This is a genomic window from Mucilaginibacter sp. SMC90 (genome assembly GCF_022811725.1).
Taxonomy (GTDB): Bacteria; Bacteroidota; Bacteroidia; order Sphingobacteriales; family Sphingobacteriaceae; genus Mucilaginibacter.
This window is the reverse complement of record NZ_CP094527.1, coordinates 6,559,512-6,576,233: the sequence shown is the minus strand read 5'-3', so window position 1 is coordinate 6,576,233 and position 16,722 is coordinate 6,559,512. Positions and strand designations below refer to the sequence as shown.

At 41.2% G+C, this 16,722-nt stretch carries 17 protein-coding genes; 16 read left to right on the top strand and 1 reads right to left on the bottom strand.

Annotated features, from left to right (window positions below; translation table 11 throughout):
• Positions 1–91: 91 nt before the first annotated feature.
• Positions 92–865 (top strand): alpha/beta fold hydrolase, encoded by a 774-nt coding sequence (locus tag MTO98_RS27290; protein ID WP_243482152.1) that lies wholly within the window; start codon positions 92–94, stop codon positions 863–865.
• A complete protein-coding gene (locus MTO98_RS27285) occupies positions 866–1,528 on the top strand; it encodes a CBS domain-containing protein (RefSeq protein ID WP_243482151.1) in 663 nt (220 codons plus the stop codon).
• 103 nt (positions 1,529–1,631) lie between these two features.
• Here MTO98_RS27285 and MTO98_RS27280 read toward each other — a convergent pair whose 3' ends face one another.
• On the bottom strand, positions 1,632–2,294 hold the full coding sequence (locus MTO98_RS27280; protein WP_243482150.1) for a response regulator transcription factor: 663 nt from the start codon (positions 2,292–2,294) through the stop codon (positions 1,632–1,634).
• Positions 2,295–2,558: 264 nt separating this feature from the next.
• Here MTO98_RS27280 and MTO98_RS27275 point away from each other — a divergent pair, with 264 nt between their 5' ends.
• The 14 genes from MTO98_RS27275 (at position 2,559) to nuoL (ending at position 16,718) form a co-directional block, all read left to right on the top strand.
• Positions 2,559–3,440, top strand: coding sequence for an NAD kinase (locus MTO98_RS27275; protein WP_243482149.1), 882 nt, complete (start codon positions 2,559–2,561; stop codon positions 3,438–3,440).
• Between the two features lie 9 nt (positions 3,441–3,449).
• Entirely contained in the window at positions 3,450–4,235 is a 786-nt protein-coding gene (locus tag MTO98_RS27270; RefSeq protein ID WP_243482148.1) for a DUF6089 family protein, read from the top strand.
• A 177-nt stretch (positions 4,236–4,412) separates the two neighbouring features.
• Positions 4,413–4,931, top strand: coding sequence for a biopolymer transporter ExbD (locus tag MTO98_RS27265; protein WP_243482147.1), 519 nt, complete (start codon positions 4,413–4,415; stop codon positions 4,929–4,931).
• A 383-nt stretch (positions 4,932–5,314) separates the two neighbouring features.
• Positions 5,315–6,055 (top strand): isoprenyl transferase, encoded by a 741-nt coding sequence (locus MTO98_RS27260; RefSeq protein WP_243482146.1) that lies wholly within the window; start codon positions 5,315–5,317, stop codon positions 6,053–6,055.
• A gap of 63 nt (positions 6,056–6,118) precedes the next feature.
• Complete coding sequence (gene bamA, locus MTO98_RS27255; protein ID WP_243482145.1) at positions 6,119–8,671, top strand: outer membrane protein assembly factor BamA; 2,553 nt, start codon at positions 6,119–6,121, stop codon at positions 8,669–8,671.
• Positions 8,672–8,687: 16 nt separating this feature from the next.
• Positions 8,688–9,218 carry an OmpH family outer membrane protein gene (locus MTO98_RS27250; protein WP_243482144.1) on the top strand — a complete coding sequence of 177 codons (531 nt, stop codon included), beginning with the start codon at positions 8,688–8,690 and terminating at the stop codon, positions 9,216–9,218.
• 48 nt (positions 9,219–9,266) lie between these two features.
• The gene (locus MTO98_RS27245) at positions 9,267–9,779 is read left to right on the top strand and encodes an OmpH family outer membrane protein (RefSeq protein ID WP_243482143.1); all 513 of its coding nucleotides are present in this window, start codon (positions 9,267–9,269) and stop codon (positions 9,777–9,779) included.
• Between the two features lie 223 nt (positions 9,780–10,002).
• Positions 10,003–10,515, top strand: a complete 513-nt coding sequence (locus MTO98_RS27240; protein WP_243482142.1) for an OmpH family outer membrane protein — start codon at positions 10,003–10,005, stop codon at positions 10,513–10,515.
• A 66-nt stretch (positions 10,516–10,581) separates the two neighbouring features.
• The gene (gene murI / locus MTO98_RS27235) at positions 10,582–11,430 is read left to right on the top strand and encodes a glutamate racemase (RefSeq protein WP_243482141.1); all 849 of its coding nucleotides are present in this window, start codon (positions 10,582–10,584) and stop codon (positions 11,428–11,430) included.
• 462 nt (positions 11,431–11,892) lie between these two features.
• On the top strand, positions 11,893–12,963 hold the full coding sequence (gene nuoH / locus MTO98_RS27230) for an NADH-quinone oxidoreductase subunit NuoH (RefSeq protein WP_243482140.1): 1,071 nt from the start codon (positions 11,893–11,895) through the stop codon (positions 12,961–12,963).
• Between the two features lie 123 nt (positions 12,964–13,086).
• Positions 13,087–13,674: a 4Fe-4S binding protein gene (locus MTO98_RS27225; protein ID WP_243482139.1), complete on the top strand. Its 588-nt coding sequence runs from the start codon at positions 13,087–13,089 to the stop codon at positions 13,672–13,674.
• Entirely contained in the window at positions 13,671–14,219 is a 549-nt protein-coding gene (locus MTO98_RS27220; RefSeq protein ID WP_243482138.1) for an NADH-quinone oxidoreductase subunit J, read from the top strand. Before MTO98_RS27225 ends, MTO98_RS27220 begins: the two co-directional genes overlap by 4 nt.
• On the top strand, positions 14,216–14,521 hold the full coding sequence (gene nuoK, locus MTO98_RS27215; RefSeq protein WP_121231449.1) for an NADH-quinone oxidoreductase subunit NuoK: 306 nt from the start codon (positions 14,216–14,218) through the stop codon (positions 14,519–14,521). Before MTO98_RS27220 ends, nuoK begins: the two co-directional genes overlap by 4 nt.
• 139 nt (positions 14,522–14,660) lie before the next feature.
• The gene (gene nuoL / locus MTO98_RS27210; RefSeq protein ID WP_243482137.1) at positions 14,661–16,718 is read left to right on the top strand and encodes an NADH-quinone oxidoreductase subunit L; all 2,058 of its coding nucleotides are present in this window, start codon (positions 14,661–14,663) and stop codon (positions 16,716–16,718) included.
• The last annotated feature ends 4 nt before the right edge of the window (positions 16,719–16,722 follow it).

The following is a 16,722-nucleotide window of genomic DNA, read 5'->3' as shown; positions in this document are numbered from 1 at the left end:
ATAAACTAATTTTACAGCGGAATAACGGGAATTTGTACTGAAAGTGATTTTGGTATAAGCTAATTTTGAAAATTAATTTTTAATATTTTATATGGAGTTCGTGCTTAAAGAGGAACACGGTTTTAGTTACATCGATGAGGGCGAAGGAGAGGTGCTGTTACTGCTGCATGGTTTAATGGGAGCTTTGAGCAATTGGGATGGTGTTATTAATGAGTTTAAATCAAAGTACAGGGTTATTATCCCAATACTACCTGTTTATGACATGCCACTGATCAGCACAGGGGTAAAAAGTTTATCGAAATTTGTACATAAGTTTATAAAATTTAAAAAGCTTAGTAATATTACTTTGCTGGGTAACTCGCTTGGCGGGCATGTGGCATTAGTATATTTAACTACACATCCCGAAAATATAAAGGCGCTTGTTTTGACCGGCAGTTCGGGCTTGTATGAAAATGCATTCGGAGGTTCATTTCCGCGCAGGGAAAGTATTGATTTTGTACGCGAAAAGGTGCAGTTTACTTTTTATGATCCGGCTATTGCCACTGATGATCTGGTACAGGATGTGTTTCGTACCATTAATGACAGGCATAAAGTGATCCGTTTGCTGGCCATGGCAAAATCGGCCATCAGGCACAATATGAAGAAAGATCTGCATAAGATCACTATTCCGGTATCTTTGATATGGGGACGTAATGATAAGATCACCCCGCCGGAGGTAGCCGTTGAATTTAATGAGCTGCTGCCCGATTCGGAGCTGCATTGGATTGATAAATGCGGTCATGCCCCAATGATGGAGCACCCGGAAGAATTTAATGTTTTACTTAAGCAGTTTTTAGCTAAATTAGAGACCAAAGTAAATGCATAGATGATAGCACTTGACCTGATAGCTGACTCGATACCACCGGTACACACTTCTGATACCATTCAGAAAGTGCTTGACCGTATGGTTGAGTTTCGCCTCAGGCATTTGCCTATTGTAAATGAAGAGCAGTTTTTAGGCCTTGTTGCCGAAGATGACCTGATAGCCGAAGGTGATTATCAAACTCCTATAGGTGCGTTGGCGCTTTCGCTGGTTAACCCTTATGTGCTGGAAGAACAGCACATTTATGACGTTATCCGGCTTTTTTATGAGCAGCAGCTTACCGTTGTGCCGGTGCTTGATGCCAAAAGCAATTATCTTGGCCTGATATCCATTAATGCAATTACAGAGTATTTTGCCCAAATAACGTCGGTATCGCAGCCGGGAGGGATCATTGTACTGGAAATCAGCAATAAGAATAACTCACTTGCACACATGGCGCAGATAGTAGAGTCGGATAATGCGCAGATCCTGAGCTCCTACGTTCAGTCCTTTCCCGATTCAACCCGGATGGAGGTTACGCTTAAAATCAACAAACAGGATATTTCGGCCATAACCGCCAGTTTCCTTAGGTACGAGTATGATATCAAAGCTACCTTTAACCATACCGATATCAACGATACCACCCGCGACAGGTATGATTCGCTCATGAATTACCTTAATTTGTAGTCTTAAGTTCTAAGTCCTGAGTCTTAAGTCGTAAGTTTTCAACAGCAAAATTTTGAATGTGAGACTTAATACTTCGAACTGCCGACTTCGAACTACTTTAGTCTCAAACCAAATTATACGCTTGCGCAAACCGCACGGCATCATAATGATTTTTTAACCGCAGCTTGTTCTTGATGTTTTTACGATGCGTTTCGGCGGTGGCAGGGGCAATAAAAAGCGTGGCTCCAATCTCGGCCGAACTCATGCCTGTGGCAATATATTTCAGAATTTCTTTTTCGCGGCGGGTAAGGGTCAAAAACAGCAGGTTATTTTTTCGTAAAAACGAAATGTCGTCCATAAGCCGGTTCACTTTGGTGGTTATATGATGAACAGGGTCAAGCATACTGGCTAAAGTTAAAATGTGCGTGGCGTCGCCGGCATCATTGCGGGCAAAAACTTTAGTATTGCTAACAAAAAGCTGCCATTCCATATGCTTTGATGAGCGGGCCTGTTGAAAGTAGGATACGTGGTCCTGAGTGCGACTTTTTATAAGGTGCAATATTTTAGGCACATACTCATCGCTGTCTTCGGTGTTAAAATATTTTGCGTGGTATATTTCAGGCCCCATGGCTTTTAATTCATCAAGGGTTGTACCCAATATATTGAGGCCAGCATTGTTCATATATACTATCTGTAATGTTTCAACCTCATGAATTATTAATGCGGAGGGAAGTTCATCAGCTATTAGCCGTATATCGGACAGTTTTTGGATAAAGGTTTGATCCATCAGTAAAATAACCGTTATTTAACACTGTAAGGTAGGCTAAAATATTTAAACTCAATTATTTTACTTTGAAGTTATTTTGCTGTCTAAGCAATTAAACTGGTTTATTTAGGCCTGTAAGCAAACAATAGCGCATCATTTGCATTATAAAAGCATGGATTGCGGCTAATAGGCACTTATCGCGGTGCCTGGGCCGTACTGAGATTAATTATTTATGCCTTACTGCATTAATGTACTTTCAAAGTTCGATATTCGCTTTTTTAAAAAATGAAGATAGCAGTTTACGGCAGGCCATTTAATGAGCCATCTGTTTTACCCTTTATACAGCAGGTTTTTGACAGCCTTGCACAGCACAACGTTGATATTTACGTACATCAGCAGCTCCATGAGTACCTGCAGGATAAATTACCCACAATACAATATAAGGTGCTGCGTCCGGCCGAAACTTTAAAAGGCTTTATCGATATTTTTATCACACTTGGCGGCGATGGCACCCTGCTTGATATGGTTACCGTGATCCGCGATTCGGGGATCCCTATTATCGGTATTAATTTTGGACGGCTCGGGTTTTTGGCCAGTGTTAATAAGAGTGACATCACAGCAGCTATTTATGCGGTAGTGAACAGGCAGTTTACCTGCGATTGCCGCGAACTGCTTACTGTAGATTCGAACCCAAATGTTTTTGGCAGCAATAATTTCGCCCTTAATGATGTAACCATTCATAAGCGCGATGATGCGGCCATGATCATAACCCATGTATTTTTGAACGATGAGTTTTTAAACTCATATTGGGGCGACGGGATAATTATTTCTACCTCAACAGGTTCAACGGCATATTCATTAAGCTGCGGAGGGCCAATTATTTTTCCGCAGTCAAATAGTATAGTAGTAACCCCGGTATCGCCTCATAACCTTAATGTACGGCCTATAGTTATCCCCGATACCAGTAAACTGTGTTTCGAGGTTGAAAGCCGCAGCGCTAATTACATCATTTCTTGCGATTCGCGGACAGAGGTTTTAGATCAAACCGTTAAGTTTCATGTGCAGAAAGCCAGTTTTCAGTTAAATTTAATCCGTCTTAGTAATGAAAGTTACTTAACTACGTTAAGAAATAAATTGCTTTGGGGCCTTGACGCCCGTAATTACTAAATTAAATTAATGCCAAAATACTTACTCCTTACCGTTCTCTTATTTTTAACTTATCAGCTGCGTGCCCAAACATGGGAAATTGGCGGTTCGATAGGAGGTGCTGGTTATATTGGGGACCTTAACCCTAATAACCCGGTTAAAATAAGTGGCGTTTCGGCAGGCATATTTGGAAAGCGAAATTTCGACGGTTATTTTTCGGCTAAGCTCAATGTTGGCATTGGTAATATTGCAGCTTATGACAGTCGTTCGGGTTATCCGCAATTTCGTGATCGTAATCTTAATTTTAAAGATCAGCTGCGCGAGGTGAGCCTTACCGGCGAATTTAACTTCATGAATTATATCCCCGATGCCGGGCGAAACAAATACACCCCTTATATATTTACAGGTATAGGTATTGCTTCATACGCTCCCCGGGCACAGGATTTTAACGGTGGGACATTTGGCTTGCGGCAGCTTAAAACAGAAGGCCAGCTTAAGCCTTACGGAAATAATACGGTTGTGATCCCTTACGGCCTGGGCATTAAGTATAACCTTTCTGGTAAATTTACTATTATGGCCGATATGGGATACCGTTACGCCTTTACCGACTATCTTGATGATGTGAGCGGTGTTTATGCCGATAAAAGCAAGATGCCTGCTCTTGCAGCTGCTCTTTCTGATCGTTCGGGTGAAAAAACCGGAGTTTATACCGGTACTGTAGGCTCCCAGCGCGGTGATTTTAAATCGCACGATACCTACTTCTTCCTCAATTTTACCATCGCTTTTACCTTCGTAACTGCAAACTGTTATTTCTGATCTGCTTTAAGTTTTTTGATTGCAGGATATAAGTGCCTTAGAATTATTGTGCCTTTTTAGATAATAAAACAATATTTAATTCGTTTTTAAATTAAAATACAATATTTAATTCTGTTTTTGTATTTGATTTTGTAATTTAGTATTGAGATTAATTATTAACCTTAAATCTTTAAAGTCATGGCCGAATTAAATTCATCTCCCCAAAATGGCGGCGGAAAGCACAAACGCAAAAAAATGAACGCCCGCGTTGATCTCACGGCAATGGTAGACCTGGCATTTCTGCTCATTACCTTTTTTATAATGACCACCACGCTGGCTAAATCAAAGGCGATGGATATAGCCATGCCGGTAGGCGAGGAGCACGAGCCGGTAGGTGCCAGCCGCACGTTAACAGTGTGTCTGGGTAAAAACAATAAGGCTATGTATTTTTTAGGCGAGCTTAAAAATCCAATTATTGCACCTTCGGTAACCAATTTTGGTGCCGATGGTATCCGGAAGGTTATTATCGAAACTAATAAAAAGGTACATGACAATACCGGTAAATCCATGATAGTATTGGTAAAACCCAGCGATAAATCACAATACAGTAATTTGGTGAGTACGCTTGATGAGCTGGCCATTACCGGTATTCAGCAATATGCCATAGTTAATATTGTTCCTGCCGATGTTGATGCGCTTAAACAAAAAGGAATATAAACAGGTAATGCAATTGTAAGCAAATTTACGGGCAGCTTTTTGGGGCCGGCAGCTTTCATTATCAAACAGATGATGGCTGCCGGCCTTTTTATTTTAATGGTCTTTAAAGTAAAAATTATGAAAAATCACGGTTTTGATGGCTGTTTATGCAGTTTTAATATATTATTCGCAATAACATTTTCTTTTAGTGCGGGATACTAAAAAAATACAAAGTAAGTTTTACCTTTGTACCCTGAAAAATCCGTCAATTTGCATGGCAAAAATGGCAAAATCGGGTTAATTAATAATTGATTAGTCTAACAACCGAATATAACAGACCATAGTATTGATGAAAAATTTTACACAAGTGTGTTTGTACGGGGTGGTTTTTGATAAATAGTAATATGGATTATTTGGATCAGATTGATTTGTCGAGACTACCGCAGCATGTAGCTATCATTATGGATGGTAACGGGCGCTGGGCGAAAGGCAAAGGCAAATTAAGGATATTTGGCCATCATAACGGTGTAACATCTGTTAGGGATGTTGTTGAGGGGGCCGATAAATTAGGTATTAAATATATTACCTTATATACATTCTCTTCCGAAAACTGGAACCGCCCCAAGCTGGAGGTTATGGCAATTATGGAGTTGATGGTAAGTACCATTCATAAAGAGGTTCCCGGATTTATGAAAAACAACATCAGGCTCAACGCCATTGGCGATCTGGATATGTTGCCCGAAAGGTGTCTTCGTGAACTTAACAGTGCAATTGAAACAACATCAGGCAATACAGGTGTGGTGCTTACACTGGCTTTAAGCTATAGTTCGCGCCGTGAAATTGTAAGTGCAGCAAAAAACATCGCCATAAAAGTAAAAAACGGCGAGCTTGATGTAAACGATATTAATGAAGAGGTTTTTGAACAAAACCTTTTTACCGGTGATATGCCAAACCCCGAACTGCTGATCAGAACCAGTGGTGAATACCGTATAAGTAATTATTTATTATGGCAAATTGCTTACGCTGAGTTGTATTTTACAACTAAGTTATGGCCCGATTTCAGGAAGGAAGACCTGTATGAAGCAGTGATTGATTTCCAGAAACGCGAGCGCCGTTTTGGCTTAACAAGCGAGCAGGTGAACTAAATTTTTACTTTTAACAAATTTTAACAACTGTATAAATTATTTTTAGCCCACTAAAATATTCGAATGTATAAATTTCTTTTTGCTATTCTTTTCTCGGTTTTGGCTACTACGGCTTTCGCCCAGATATCCAATGGGCCGAGGCCTACACTTACAAAATCGATACCGGCTGATAGTTTAAGTTATCTTAATCCTAAGGATTATATTATTGGTGGTATTTCTGTTAGTGGCGCAAAATATCTTGATAAAGACATCCTTATCCAGTTATCCAAGTTAACCAAAGGCGATCGGATCAACCTTCCGGGCGAGCGTAATGCCGAGGTTATCAAAACCCTGTATCAACAGGGCTTATTTGATGATGTTCAGTTAAACATCACCAAAATTAACATGGATACCATTTACCTGGAGATAGCAGTTATGGAGCGTCCTCGTTTGTCGCGCATGCACTTAACCGGCATTCGTAAAGGTGAAATTGAAGATGTTCAGAAAAAACTGAATGACCGCGTTGGCAAAATCGTTAACGAAAACCTTATAAGTACAACAACTGCTATCATTAAAAAACATTTTAATGAAAAAGGTTTCTTAAACACTACCGTTACTATCACTCAACGCAAAGATCAGGGCGATGTTAACAGTGTTATATTAGATGTTGCCATTGATAAGAAAACCAAGGTTAAAATCAATGACGTTATTTTTGAAGGCAATAAAGCATTTAGCACCAGCACCCTGCGCGGCTTTTTAAGTAAAACCCGTAAACGTAAATGGTATAACCTATTTGGTTCAAAGAAATTTAAACAGGATAAATACGAAGAAGATAAGCAAAACCTGGTTGAAAAGATGCAGGGAAGAGGTTATCGTGATGCCGAGATCCTGAGTGATTCTGTTTGGAAACACGATGATGAAACTGTAAACGTAAAACTCAAAGTATATGAAGGCCCTAAATATTACTTTGGTAATGTTAAGTTTTCGGGCAATGCTAAGTATACTACCGATTTGTTGAACCGGATACTCCATGTTAAAAAAGGTGATGTATTTAGCGAAGATGAATTGAACAAACGCTTAAGTGGCCCTACACCGGGTAATGATGACGTTTCATCTCTTTATTTAAATGATGGTTACCTTACCTTTAATGCCGATCCGGTACAAACAAGGGTATACAACGATACTGTAGATGTAGATGTGAGAATTTACGAAGGCCCTCAGTATACCATTAACCGCGTTATGTTAAAAGGTAACGATGTTACTAACGATAAGGTGGTAATGCGTGAGATCCAGACTAAACCGGGACAAAAGTTCAACAAAGAGTTGCTGATTCGCAGTGCTCGTGAAATTGGACAGTTAGGCAACTTTGATGAGCAAAAAACTGAACCTAAACCAACTAATATCAACCCTCAGGATGGTACTGTAGATTTGGTTTATAACGTAGTTGAAAAACCTTCAGACCAGATCGAGCTTTCGGGTGGTTTTGGTGGTGGCCAGTTGGTAGGTACATTAGGTTTAACATTTAACAACTTCTCTATCCGTAATATTTTCCACCTTAAATCTTACAAACCACTTCCAAAAGGTGATGGTCAGAAATTAAGTTTAAGAGGACAGTCAAGCGGCCGTACTTATCAAAACTTCTCGTTCACATTCTCTGAGCCATGGTTAGGTGGTAAAAAACCAATCTACTTTGCGTTATCAGCTTATACCCAGGGAAGTTCAACCGGTCAGTACTATCCAAAATCAAGCCCTTACTACAACAACCTGCGTATTAACGGTGTGGGTGTTACCTTAGGTAAACGTTTGAAATGGCCTGATAACTACTTCCAGTTAAACTACTCGCTTAACTTTGACCATTACAGCCTTGATAACTATACTGGTTACCTGTTCACCAATGGTACTTCATACAACATCAAGTTAACCCAGGAGTTGAGCCGTAACTCAATAGATGCGCCTATTTTCCCAACACAGGGTTCAAACATTAAGCTTACTATCCAGGCTACGCCTCCATACTCATTGTTTAATGATATCAACTATAAAATAGCTACTCCTGAGCAGCGTTACCATTTTGTTGAGTATTATAAATTTAAATATGATGCACAATGGTTCTCGAAACTGGTAGGTAAGTTTGTATTGATGTCGCAAGTGCGGTTTGGTTTCCTTGGTCAGTATAACCATGAAGTTGGCCCATCACCATTTGAGCGCTTTAAATTAGGTGGCGACGGTATGCAGAGCTACCAGTTTTTACAGGGTAGTGAGATCATTGGTTTACGTGGTTACCAAAACTTCTCGATAGTACCTGAAGGTTCAAATGAAAATCAGAACACCAATACAGGTAGTGCAATCTATAATAAATATACACTGGAGCTTCGTCACCCGGTTATTGCAAGTCAGTCGGCAACTATATTCCTGCTTGCTTTTGCTGAGGGTGGTAACGCATGGAACCAGTTTAGCCAGTTCAATCCATTTAACGTAAGACGTTCGGTAGGTGTGGGCGCGAGGATATTTTTACCTATATTTGGTTTACTTGGGTTGGATTATGGTTATGGCTTTGACAAAATACCGGGACAACCGGATGCAAACAAAGGCCAGTTCCATTTTACAATTTCTCAGAGTTTATCCGGCGGATTTAATTAATTTGCGTACCGAATATATGAAGAAGATAATTTTAGTAGCCTTTTTTACGTTAACTGCTTTTGCAGGCGCATATGCGCAACGTTTTGCTTATGTTGATTCGGAGTATATATTAAAGCACATGCCTGAATATGCTTCATCGCAAAAACAATTGGCTGCATTATCTGATCAGTGGCAAAAAGAAGTTGACGGCCGTTTTCAGGAAATAGACCGTTTGTACAAATCATATCAGGCCGATCAGGTGTTGATGACCCCTGATATGAAGAAACGCCGCGAGGCCGAAATAGTAGAAAAAGAAAAGGCGGCGAAAGATTTTCAACGCCAAAAGTTTGGTCCGGATGGTGAGCTTTCGCAAAGAAGCACGGCGCTGATTAAACCTATTCAGGATAGAGTGTCTAAAGCTGTACAAGCAATTGCCGAAGGCGATAACCTGGATATGATTTTTGATAAAAACAGCGAGGTGATCATGTTGTATGCTAACCCGCGATATGATAAAAGTGCGGATGTTATAACCAGGTTAGGACTAAAACCAGGAGTATTTGCTAAATAATTTGAATTAAGATAAATCGAACTATTATTTAAACACAGAAAAAGGAAAATGAAAAAACTATTTAAAGTTGCCTTGGTTGCAGTTGGTTTATTATTTGCGGGCAGCTTTGCAAATGCTCAGACTAAGATCGGTCACATCAACTTCAATCAGCTAATTGATCTGATGCCTGAAACTAAAACAGTAACTGCGTCTATCCAGGCTTACCAAAAAACGTTCATTGATCAGCTTACTACTATGAACACTGAGTACCAAACAAAAGGACAGGATTACCAGTCAAAAAGAGCTACTATGACTGATGCCGTACGCAGCGTTAAAGAAAGCGAATTGCAGGATATTCAAAAGCGTATGAATGACTACCAAAACAATGCTCAGCAACAAGTTGACGCTAAAAGGCAGGAATTAGGCAAGCCGCTTATTGATAAAGCTACACAGGCTGTACAGGCTGTAGCTAAAGAAAAAGGTTATGCTTATGTGTTGGATTCATCACAGATCACTTTATTGGTATCTCCTGATGCTGACGACCTGATGGCTGCTGTAAAACTAAAATTAGGCTTGAAATAAGAATCACAAATGATATAAAAAAAGCGCCCTGATTAAACGGGACGCTTTTTTTATGTTTACCAATCAAATTACATAGTGTTATTTAACCGGGGAAAATAGCCGCCAATGTTCCTGTTCATTGAAAAGCTGTTTCCGGGTTAATTCATGAGTGATTTGCAGATACACGTTACAAAAACAAACAGATAATTATTATCCATTATTAAACACAGGACACAAAACAAAAATGAAAAAACTATTTAAAGTCGCCTTAGTTGCAGCAGGTATGTTGTTCGTGGGTAGTTTCGCTAAAGCGCAAACAAAAATAGGTTATGTTAACTTCAGCCAGGTTATTGATCAGATGCCTGAAACTAAAACTGTTTCTACAACATTACAGGCCTATCAAAAAACATTCATTGATCAGTTAACTACAATGAACGGTGAATTGCAAACCAAAGGTGCTGATTTGGATAAAAATGCATCTACAATGACAGATGCAGTGCGTCAGGCAAAAACTTCTGAGTTGCAGGATATCCAAAAACGCATGAACGATTATCAAAATAACGCTCAGCAACAAGTTGATGCTAAAAAACAAGAATTAGGTAAGCCAATTATTGATAAAGTTAGCCAGGCTGTACAGGCTGTAGCTAAAGAAAAAGGCTACGCTTACGTATTGGATTCATCACAAGTGAGCATGATCGTATCTCCGGCTGGCGACGATTTGATGCCTGCCGTGAAATTGAAATTAGGTTTAAAATAAAATCACCTTTAAGTAAATTATACAAGAGCGTCCCGTAATTACGGGACGCTTTTTTTATGTTTGTATATGTCAAATCAACCCATTGGTATTTTTGATTCGGGCTTTGGCGGGTTAACCGTATTTCGCTCCATTATAGAGCAGCTGCCCGGTTACGATTATATATATATGGGCGATAATGCCCGTGCCCCTTATGGCAACCGCTCGTTCAGTACCATACACCAGTACACCTGGGAGTGTGTACAGTGGATGTTTGACCAGGGATGCCCGCTGGTGATCCTGGCATGTAACACAGCATCTGCCAAAGCACTGCGCACCATACAGCAGCAGGATCTTAAACATATAGGAGATCCTTCAAAAAGAGTATTAGGCGTGATCCGCCCAACGGCCGAGATCATAGGCGATTATACCAAAACTAAAGAGATAGGAGTGCTTGGTACAAAAGGAACAGTGCAGTCGGGATCATATCTTTTAGAGATCAATAACTTTTTTCCGGATATTAAGGTGCATCAGCAAGCTTGCCCGCTTTGGGTGCCGCTTATTGAAAATGGCGAATACGATAAACCCGGTGCCGATTTCTTTGTGCAGCTGTACCTGGATCAGATCATGGCTCAATCGCCCAATATTGATACCATTTTGCTGGCTTGTACACATTATCCTATCATCCAGGACAAGATCAAAGCGCATTTGCCCGAGGGCATTAATGTAGTTGGGCAGGGCGATATCGTAGCCAAAAGCCTGGTTGATTATTTAAACCGCCACCCCGAAATAGAACAAAAGATAAGCCGCAACGGCGAAAATAGGTTTTATACCACTACCGATGATACCGCCGATTTTGATCATCATGCCTCGCTGTTCTTTTCAGCCCCCGTAAAATCTACATTTATATCGGCTAATGATTTGGTTGTTTGTAAGTGAGTGGTTGATTGGGTTGATTAAGTGAGTGGTTGGTTAAATAAGGTATCTGCCGCGGGTTTAGCGTAGCGTAACCCGTGGTTAGCCATTACTTAAGTTTTTAACTTACCATTTTTAGCGCAAGTCTTGTGTTGTTGGTGGAGGGCTGGTGACTTGTGCCTTCTGCAGTGTTTGGACACAAGTCATCCCCCCTTAGTCCAGCCCACAAGACTTGCGCCAGGAAAAGTTTGGAAGGCACAAGTCGCCATCCCTTAGTCCAGCCCACAAGACTCGCGCCAGGAAAACGCAATTCTTAAAATTCGAGTTCAGACAAACAAATTAGAACCACTCACTTAATAAACCCAATCAACCACTCACTTGTACAATTAACCAATCCCCAATAATCCCTATCAACTTAATATATAATTTAATCATTCTAAATAACTCAACATTTAGTAAGTTTGCACCCTTAAGCAAATATTCCTGTTGAACTATTATTTTACATATTTTATTGCGGCAATTGGGTTGTTCAGTTTTTCGGCCTTTTTCGCTTTATTCGGGGTATATGCCGAGCGTAAAATATCAGCGTTTATACAGGACAGACTTGGTCCCACAGAGACAGGAAAATATGGTTCGCTGCAAACGCTGGCCGATATTTTAAAGATGCTTCAGAAAGAGCTGATCATCCCGGCGGCCGCCGACAAATGGTTGTTTATGCTCGCTCCGGCAGTAATATTTATAGCGGTATATCTTGGCTTTGCCGCGCTACCCTGGGCACCCGGACTTATTCCTTCAAAAACTAATATTGGCCTGTACTACATCTTCGCTATTATCTCTATCGAAACATTAGGGATCCTGATGGCGGGTTGGGGATCCAATAATAAATATTCTATCCTCGGGGCCATGCGTTCGGCAGCGCAGATCATTTCATATGAAATTCCTGCGGGTTTTGCCATTATATCGGTTGTAATGATAGCACAAACGCTGGACTTGCAGGTGATCTCTGCCCAGCAAGGTATCCTGGCTGCCGAAAAGATAAAGTTTGCCGGTTTTTGGGATGTATCTCAGATAGGTGGATTTTTTAGCTGGAATGTTTTCCGCGCACCACATTTATTGATCGCGTTTGTGATCTATTTTATAGCTTCACTGGCCGAGAGTAACCGTGCGCCTTTTGATATTCCGGAAGCGGAGTCGGAACTGGTGGCAGGCTTCCATACCGAGTTTACAGGCATCCGCTTTGCACTGGTGTTTTTGGCCGAGTATTCGATGATGTTCCTGGTATCAATGATAGCAGTGATTTTGTTTTTAGGTGCCTGGAATACGCCGCTGCCTAACATTGGAGGCGTTAAACTGGCAACCTGGACAACCGGCGTGGCCTGGGGCATATTTTGGGTAGTACTAAAAACGCTGGCCCTTGTAGGCGTACAAATGTGGATCAGGTGGACACTGCCCCGTTTACGGGTTGACCAGCTGATGAACCTTTGCTGGAAAGTATTAACACCGCTTGCTTTTGCCTGCATGTTGATATCGGGCGTGTGGCGGTTGTGGTTAATGTAGTTGGAGAAAGAGTCAAGAAATCAAGAGTCAGGAAGCAAGATAAAAGAGAAGAAGTAAAATAAGAGAAAGCGAAAAATAGGATAATCAAATTTAAAATTATCAACGAAATCAAAAAAATCAACGGTGAATAAAGTAATAAAAGCGTTTACAACGGCATGGAAAGGTTTAAGCCTTACCATACGCCACCTTTTTGCGGGTAATAGCAAAAGGGAAATTGTGACCGTGAGCGATAGCAATTACTTTAAACAACTGGAACATGGTACCAATACCATCCAATATCCTAAGCAGCAATTACCGGTTCCTGAAGTGGGCCGTTACCAGTTGGATGTGGAAATGGACGATTGCATAGTATGTGATCTTTGTGCTAAGGTTTGCCCTGTTAATTGTATCGATATCGAATCGATCAAGGCAACAGAAGCTATCGGCCAAACGTCCGACGGGACAACCAAACGTTTATACGCCGCCAAATTTGATATTGATATGGCCAAATGCATGTATTGCGGTTTGTGCACTATTGTGTGCCCAACCGAATGTATCACCATGACCAATCAGTACGATAAAACCGTTTTTCAGTTGAGTGATTTGGTTTACCAGTTTTCGGACATGACAGCTGAAGATGCCGCCGAAAAGCGTGCTCTTTTTGATAAGCAACAGGCCGAAAAGCAGGCTGCGAAATTAGCCGCTATGAAACAAAAGGAGGGTGGGGCATGACCTTGGTTCGGTTGCTGTTTTACGTGATGAGTTTTATTGCCATTGCTTCGGCGCTGTATGCTGCCTTGAGCAAAAACCTGGTCAGAAGTATTTTTATATTTTTTGTGACTTTGTTTGCCCTTGCCGGCTTGTATGTATTGGCCCTTGCCGATTTTGTGGCGGTAACGCAGGTAGTGATTTACGTGGGCGGCATCCTGGTGCTCATCCTTTTTGCGTTTATGCTTTCCGGTCGCGAAACACTGAATGTGATCCAACAGCAAAAGGGAAAGTTTGTTAACATGGCTAAAGTACCGGCAGTTATACTGGCTGTGCTGTTTTTAGCGGTGATCATAAACATTATCCTTAAAACCGATGCCGATAACCTGCCATGGGTAAAGCAGTCCATCACACAAAAAAATGAGATCGTACCAACTACGTTGATGACCGAAAATATCGGCATTAATTTAATGACCACATACCTGCTGCCTTTTGAGGCTATTTCTGTTTTATTGCTGATGGCTTTGGTAGGTGCCGCGCATTTATCACGTAAGGAGGGCAGGGCATGATCACATTAACCGATTTTTTATTGGTAGGTGCCTTGCTGTTTTGTATTGGCATGTACATGATTGTATCTAAACGCAACTCTATACAAGTACTGATAGGTATTGAGCTGATGCTGAACGCTGCCATTTTAAACCTGGTAGCTTTTGGTAAATATGATAAGCTAAATAATGGCGGGCAGGTATTTGCCCTGTTTGCTATTGTGCTGGCCGCAGCTACAACGGCAGTTGCCCTGGCTATTATCCTGAATGTTTACCGGAGATATAAAACCATTGATCCGGATGAGATTAAAAATTTGAGGGATTAGAAAAAATTGTAGAGACGCATAATTGCGTCTCGCGCAGGACAAGCGGATTTGCACATTCGGAGACGCAATTATGCGTCTCTACAGGAAAAAAAAATAACGGCGAGACACATCTTATGTGACTCAACATGATAGTAAGTAATTGAACAACACGTTACCATATACCGATACCATTATCAGCTACACCATTGCAGCTGTGGCTTTGCCGCTGTTTGCCGCGTTGATCAACTTTTGCCTGCCTGTAAAAAGCAAAGTAGCGGGTTGGATATCAACACTGGCTGTTTTGATAGGGTGCGTTTTATCGGCTATTGTATTTGCGAGTGTTTGGAACCAGCAACCATTACATACTCAAACGCTTTGGTTTACCATTGGCAGCACCAAAGTTTTTGCAGGGATATTACTTAATAATCTTTCGGTGATGATGTTGCTGCTGGTATCACTGATCGCTTTGCCGGTACATATTTACTCTACTGCGTATATGAAGCACGACGACAGGTACAGTCGTTATTTTACCTATCTCAGCTTCTTTTGTTTCAGTATGCTGGGTTTGGTCGTGGTGGATAGCCTGGTGCTGTTCTACGCTTTCTGGGAGCTGGTGGGCTTTTCCTCATACCTGCTTATCGGTTTTTGGTTTACCAAGGATAAGGCTGTACAGGCCAATAAAAAGGCCTTTATCATGAACCGCATTGGCGATATCGGCTTGCTGAGCGCCATCATTATCATTTTTGCGCAGTTCCATACATTTGATATTGCAGAGCTTTTTATTACTAATAACCTCGTTTTTAAATCGGTTATACATGATGGTTTGTGGATCTCAGCTACAGGTCAGATCCCGGCTATCTGGCAATACATCGCCTGTTTGGGCGTGTTTATGGCTGTTGCAGCTAAATCGGCACAATTCCCTTTGCATACCTGGCTGCCCGATGCCATGGAGGGCCCAACTTCTGTTTCAGCCTTGATCCACGCGGCTACCATGGTGGCTGCCGGGGTGTTTTTGCTGGGCAGGGTTTATCCGCTGTTTACTGATAGTGAGCTTACTATTTTAGCCGTCATTGGCTGCTTTACCGCTTTTATGGCGGCTACCATTGCGCTTACGCAAAACGATCTGAAACGTGTGCTTGCTTATTCTACTATATCGCAATTGGGGTACATGATCCTGGCGATGGGGGTGGGCGCTTACGGTTCATCCTTATTCCATTTGGCTACGCATGCTTTTTTTAAGTGTTTGCTGTTTTTGGTGGCGGGCGTTGTGATTCACGAGATGCAGCACATTAAGGAAGAGAATGATCTGGATATCGATCCGCAGAATATCCTGCATATGGGCGGTTTGCGTAAAAAGCTGCCGGTTACGTTTATTGTTGCGGTTGTTGGTTCGCTGGCGCTAATCGGTATTCCGCTTACATCGGGCTACCTGTCAAAAGATGGGATCCTGATCCAGGCATTTGAATGGAGCGAAGGCCGAAGCGCATGGCTTAAACTGATCCCCGCAGGTGCTTTATTTACCAGCTGGCTTACCGCTTTTTATGTATCAAGGCTTATTGTAAAAGTTTTTTTCGGCGAGTTTCGTTTGCTGAAAAGTAACCCTCAAATAAAATTCCATATTAGCGATGGTGGCTGGCAATATAAGCTGCCGTTGATCCTGCTGGCGGTTTGCAGTTTGTTCCCGCTGTTTTCGCTTAACCCATTCTTCTATGAAAAAGCATGGCTGTTTGAGAGTTTAAAGCCTGCCGACTTCCTGGCCCGCGAAAATATTTATCATACCATAATCCCGATAGGGGTGAATATATTGAGCGTGTTTGTAATGTACTCTGCTTACGCCATCTACGTAAAACAAAATACTTTCTCGTTTCCGCAAACGGGTTTCCTGTACCGTTTATCTTATAATCAATGGTATCTGGACAAGATCTATAAAAAAGCAATTGTAAAGCCTATACTTGGGTTGGGTAAAACCTGTTTTTGGTTTGATAGAAATATCATTGACGGACTGATCCATATAATTGAACGTATAAGCCGCATGGTAGCAAGCTTAACGGCATGGAGCGATAAATATATTGTCGACGGATTTTTGCATTTGATGGCCGCATTAGTGCAAAGTATTGGCAATTTTGCACGTAAATTTCAAAACGGTAAGGTGCAGTATTATTTGTATAGTATGCTGCTCATTGTGCTGGTACTCTTTATTTTAAAAATACTGATCTGAATTT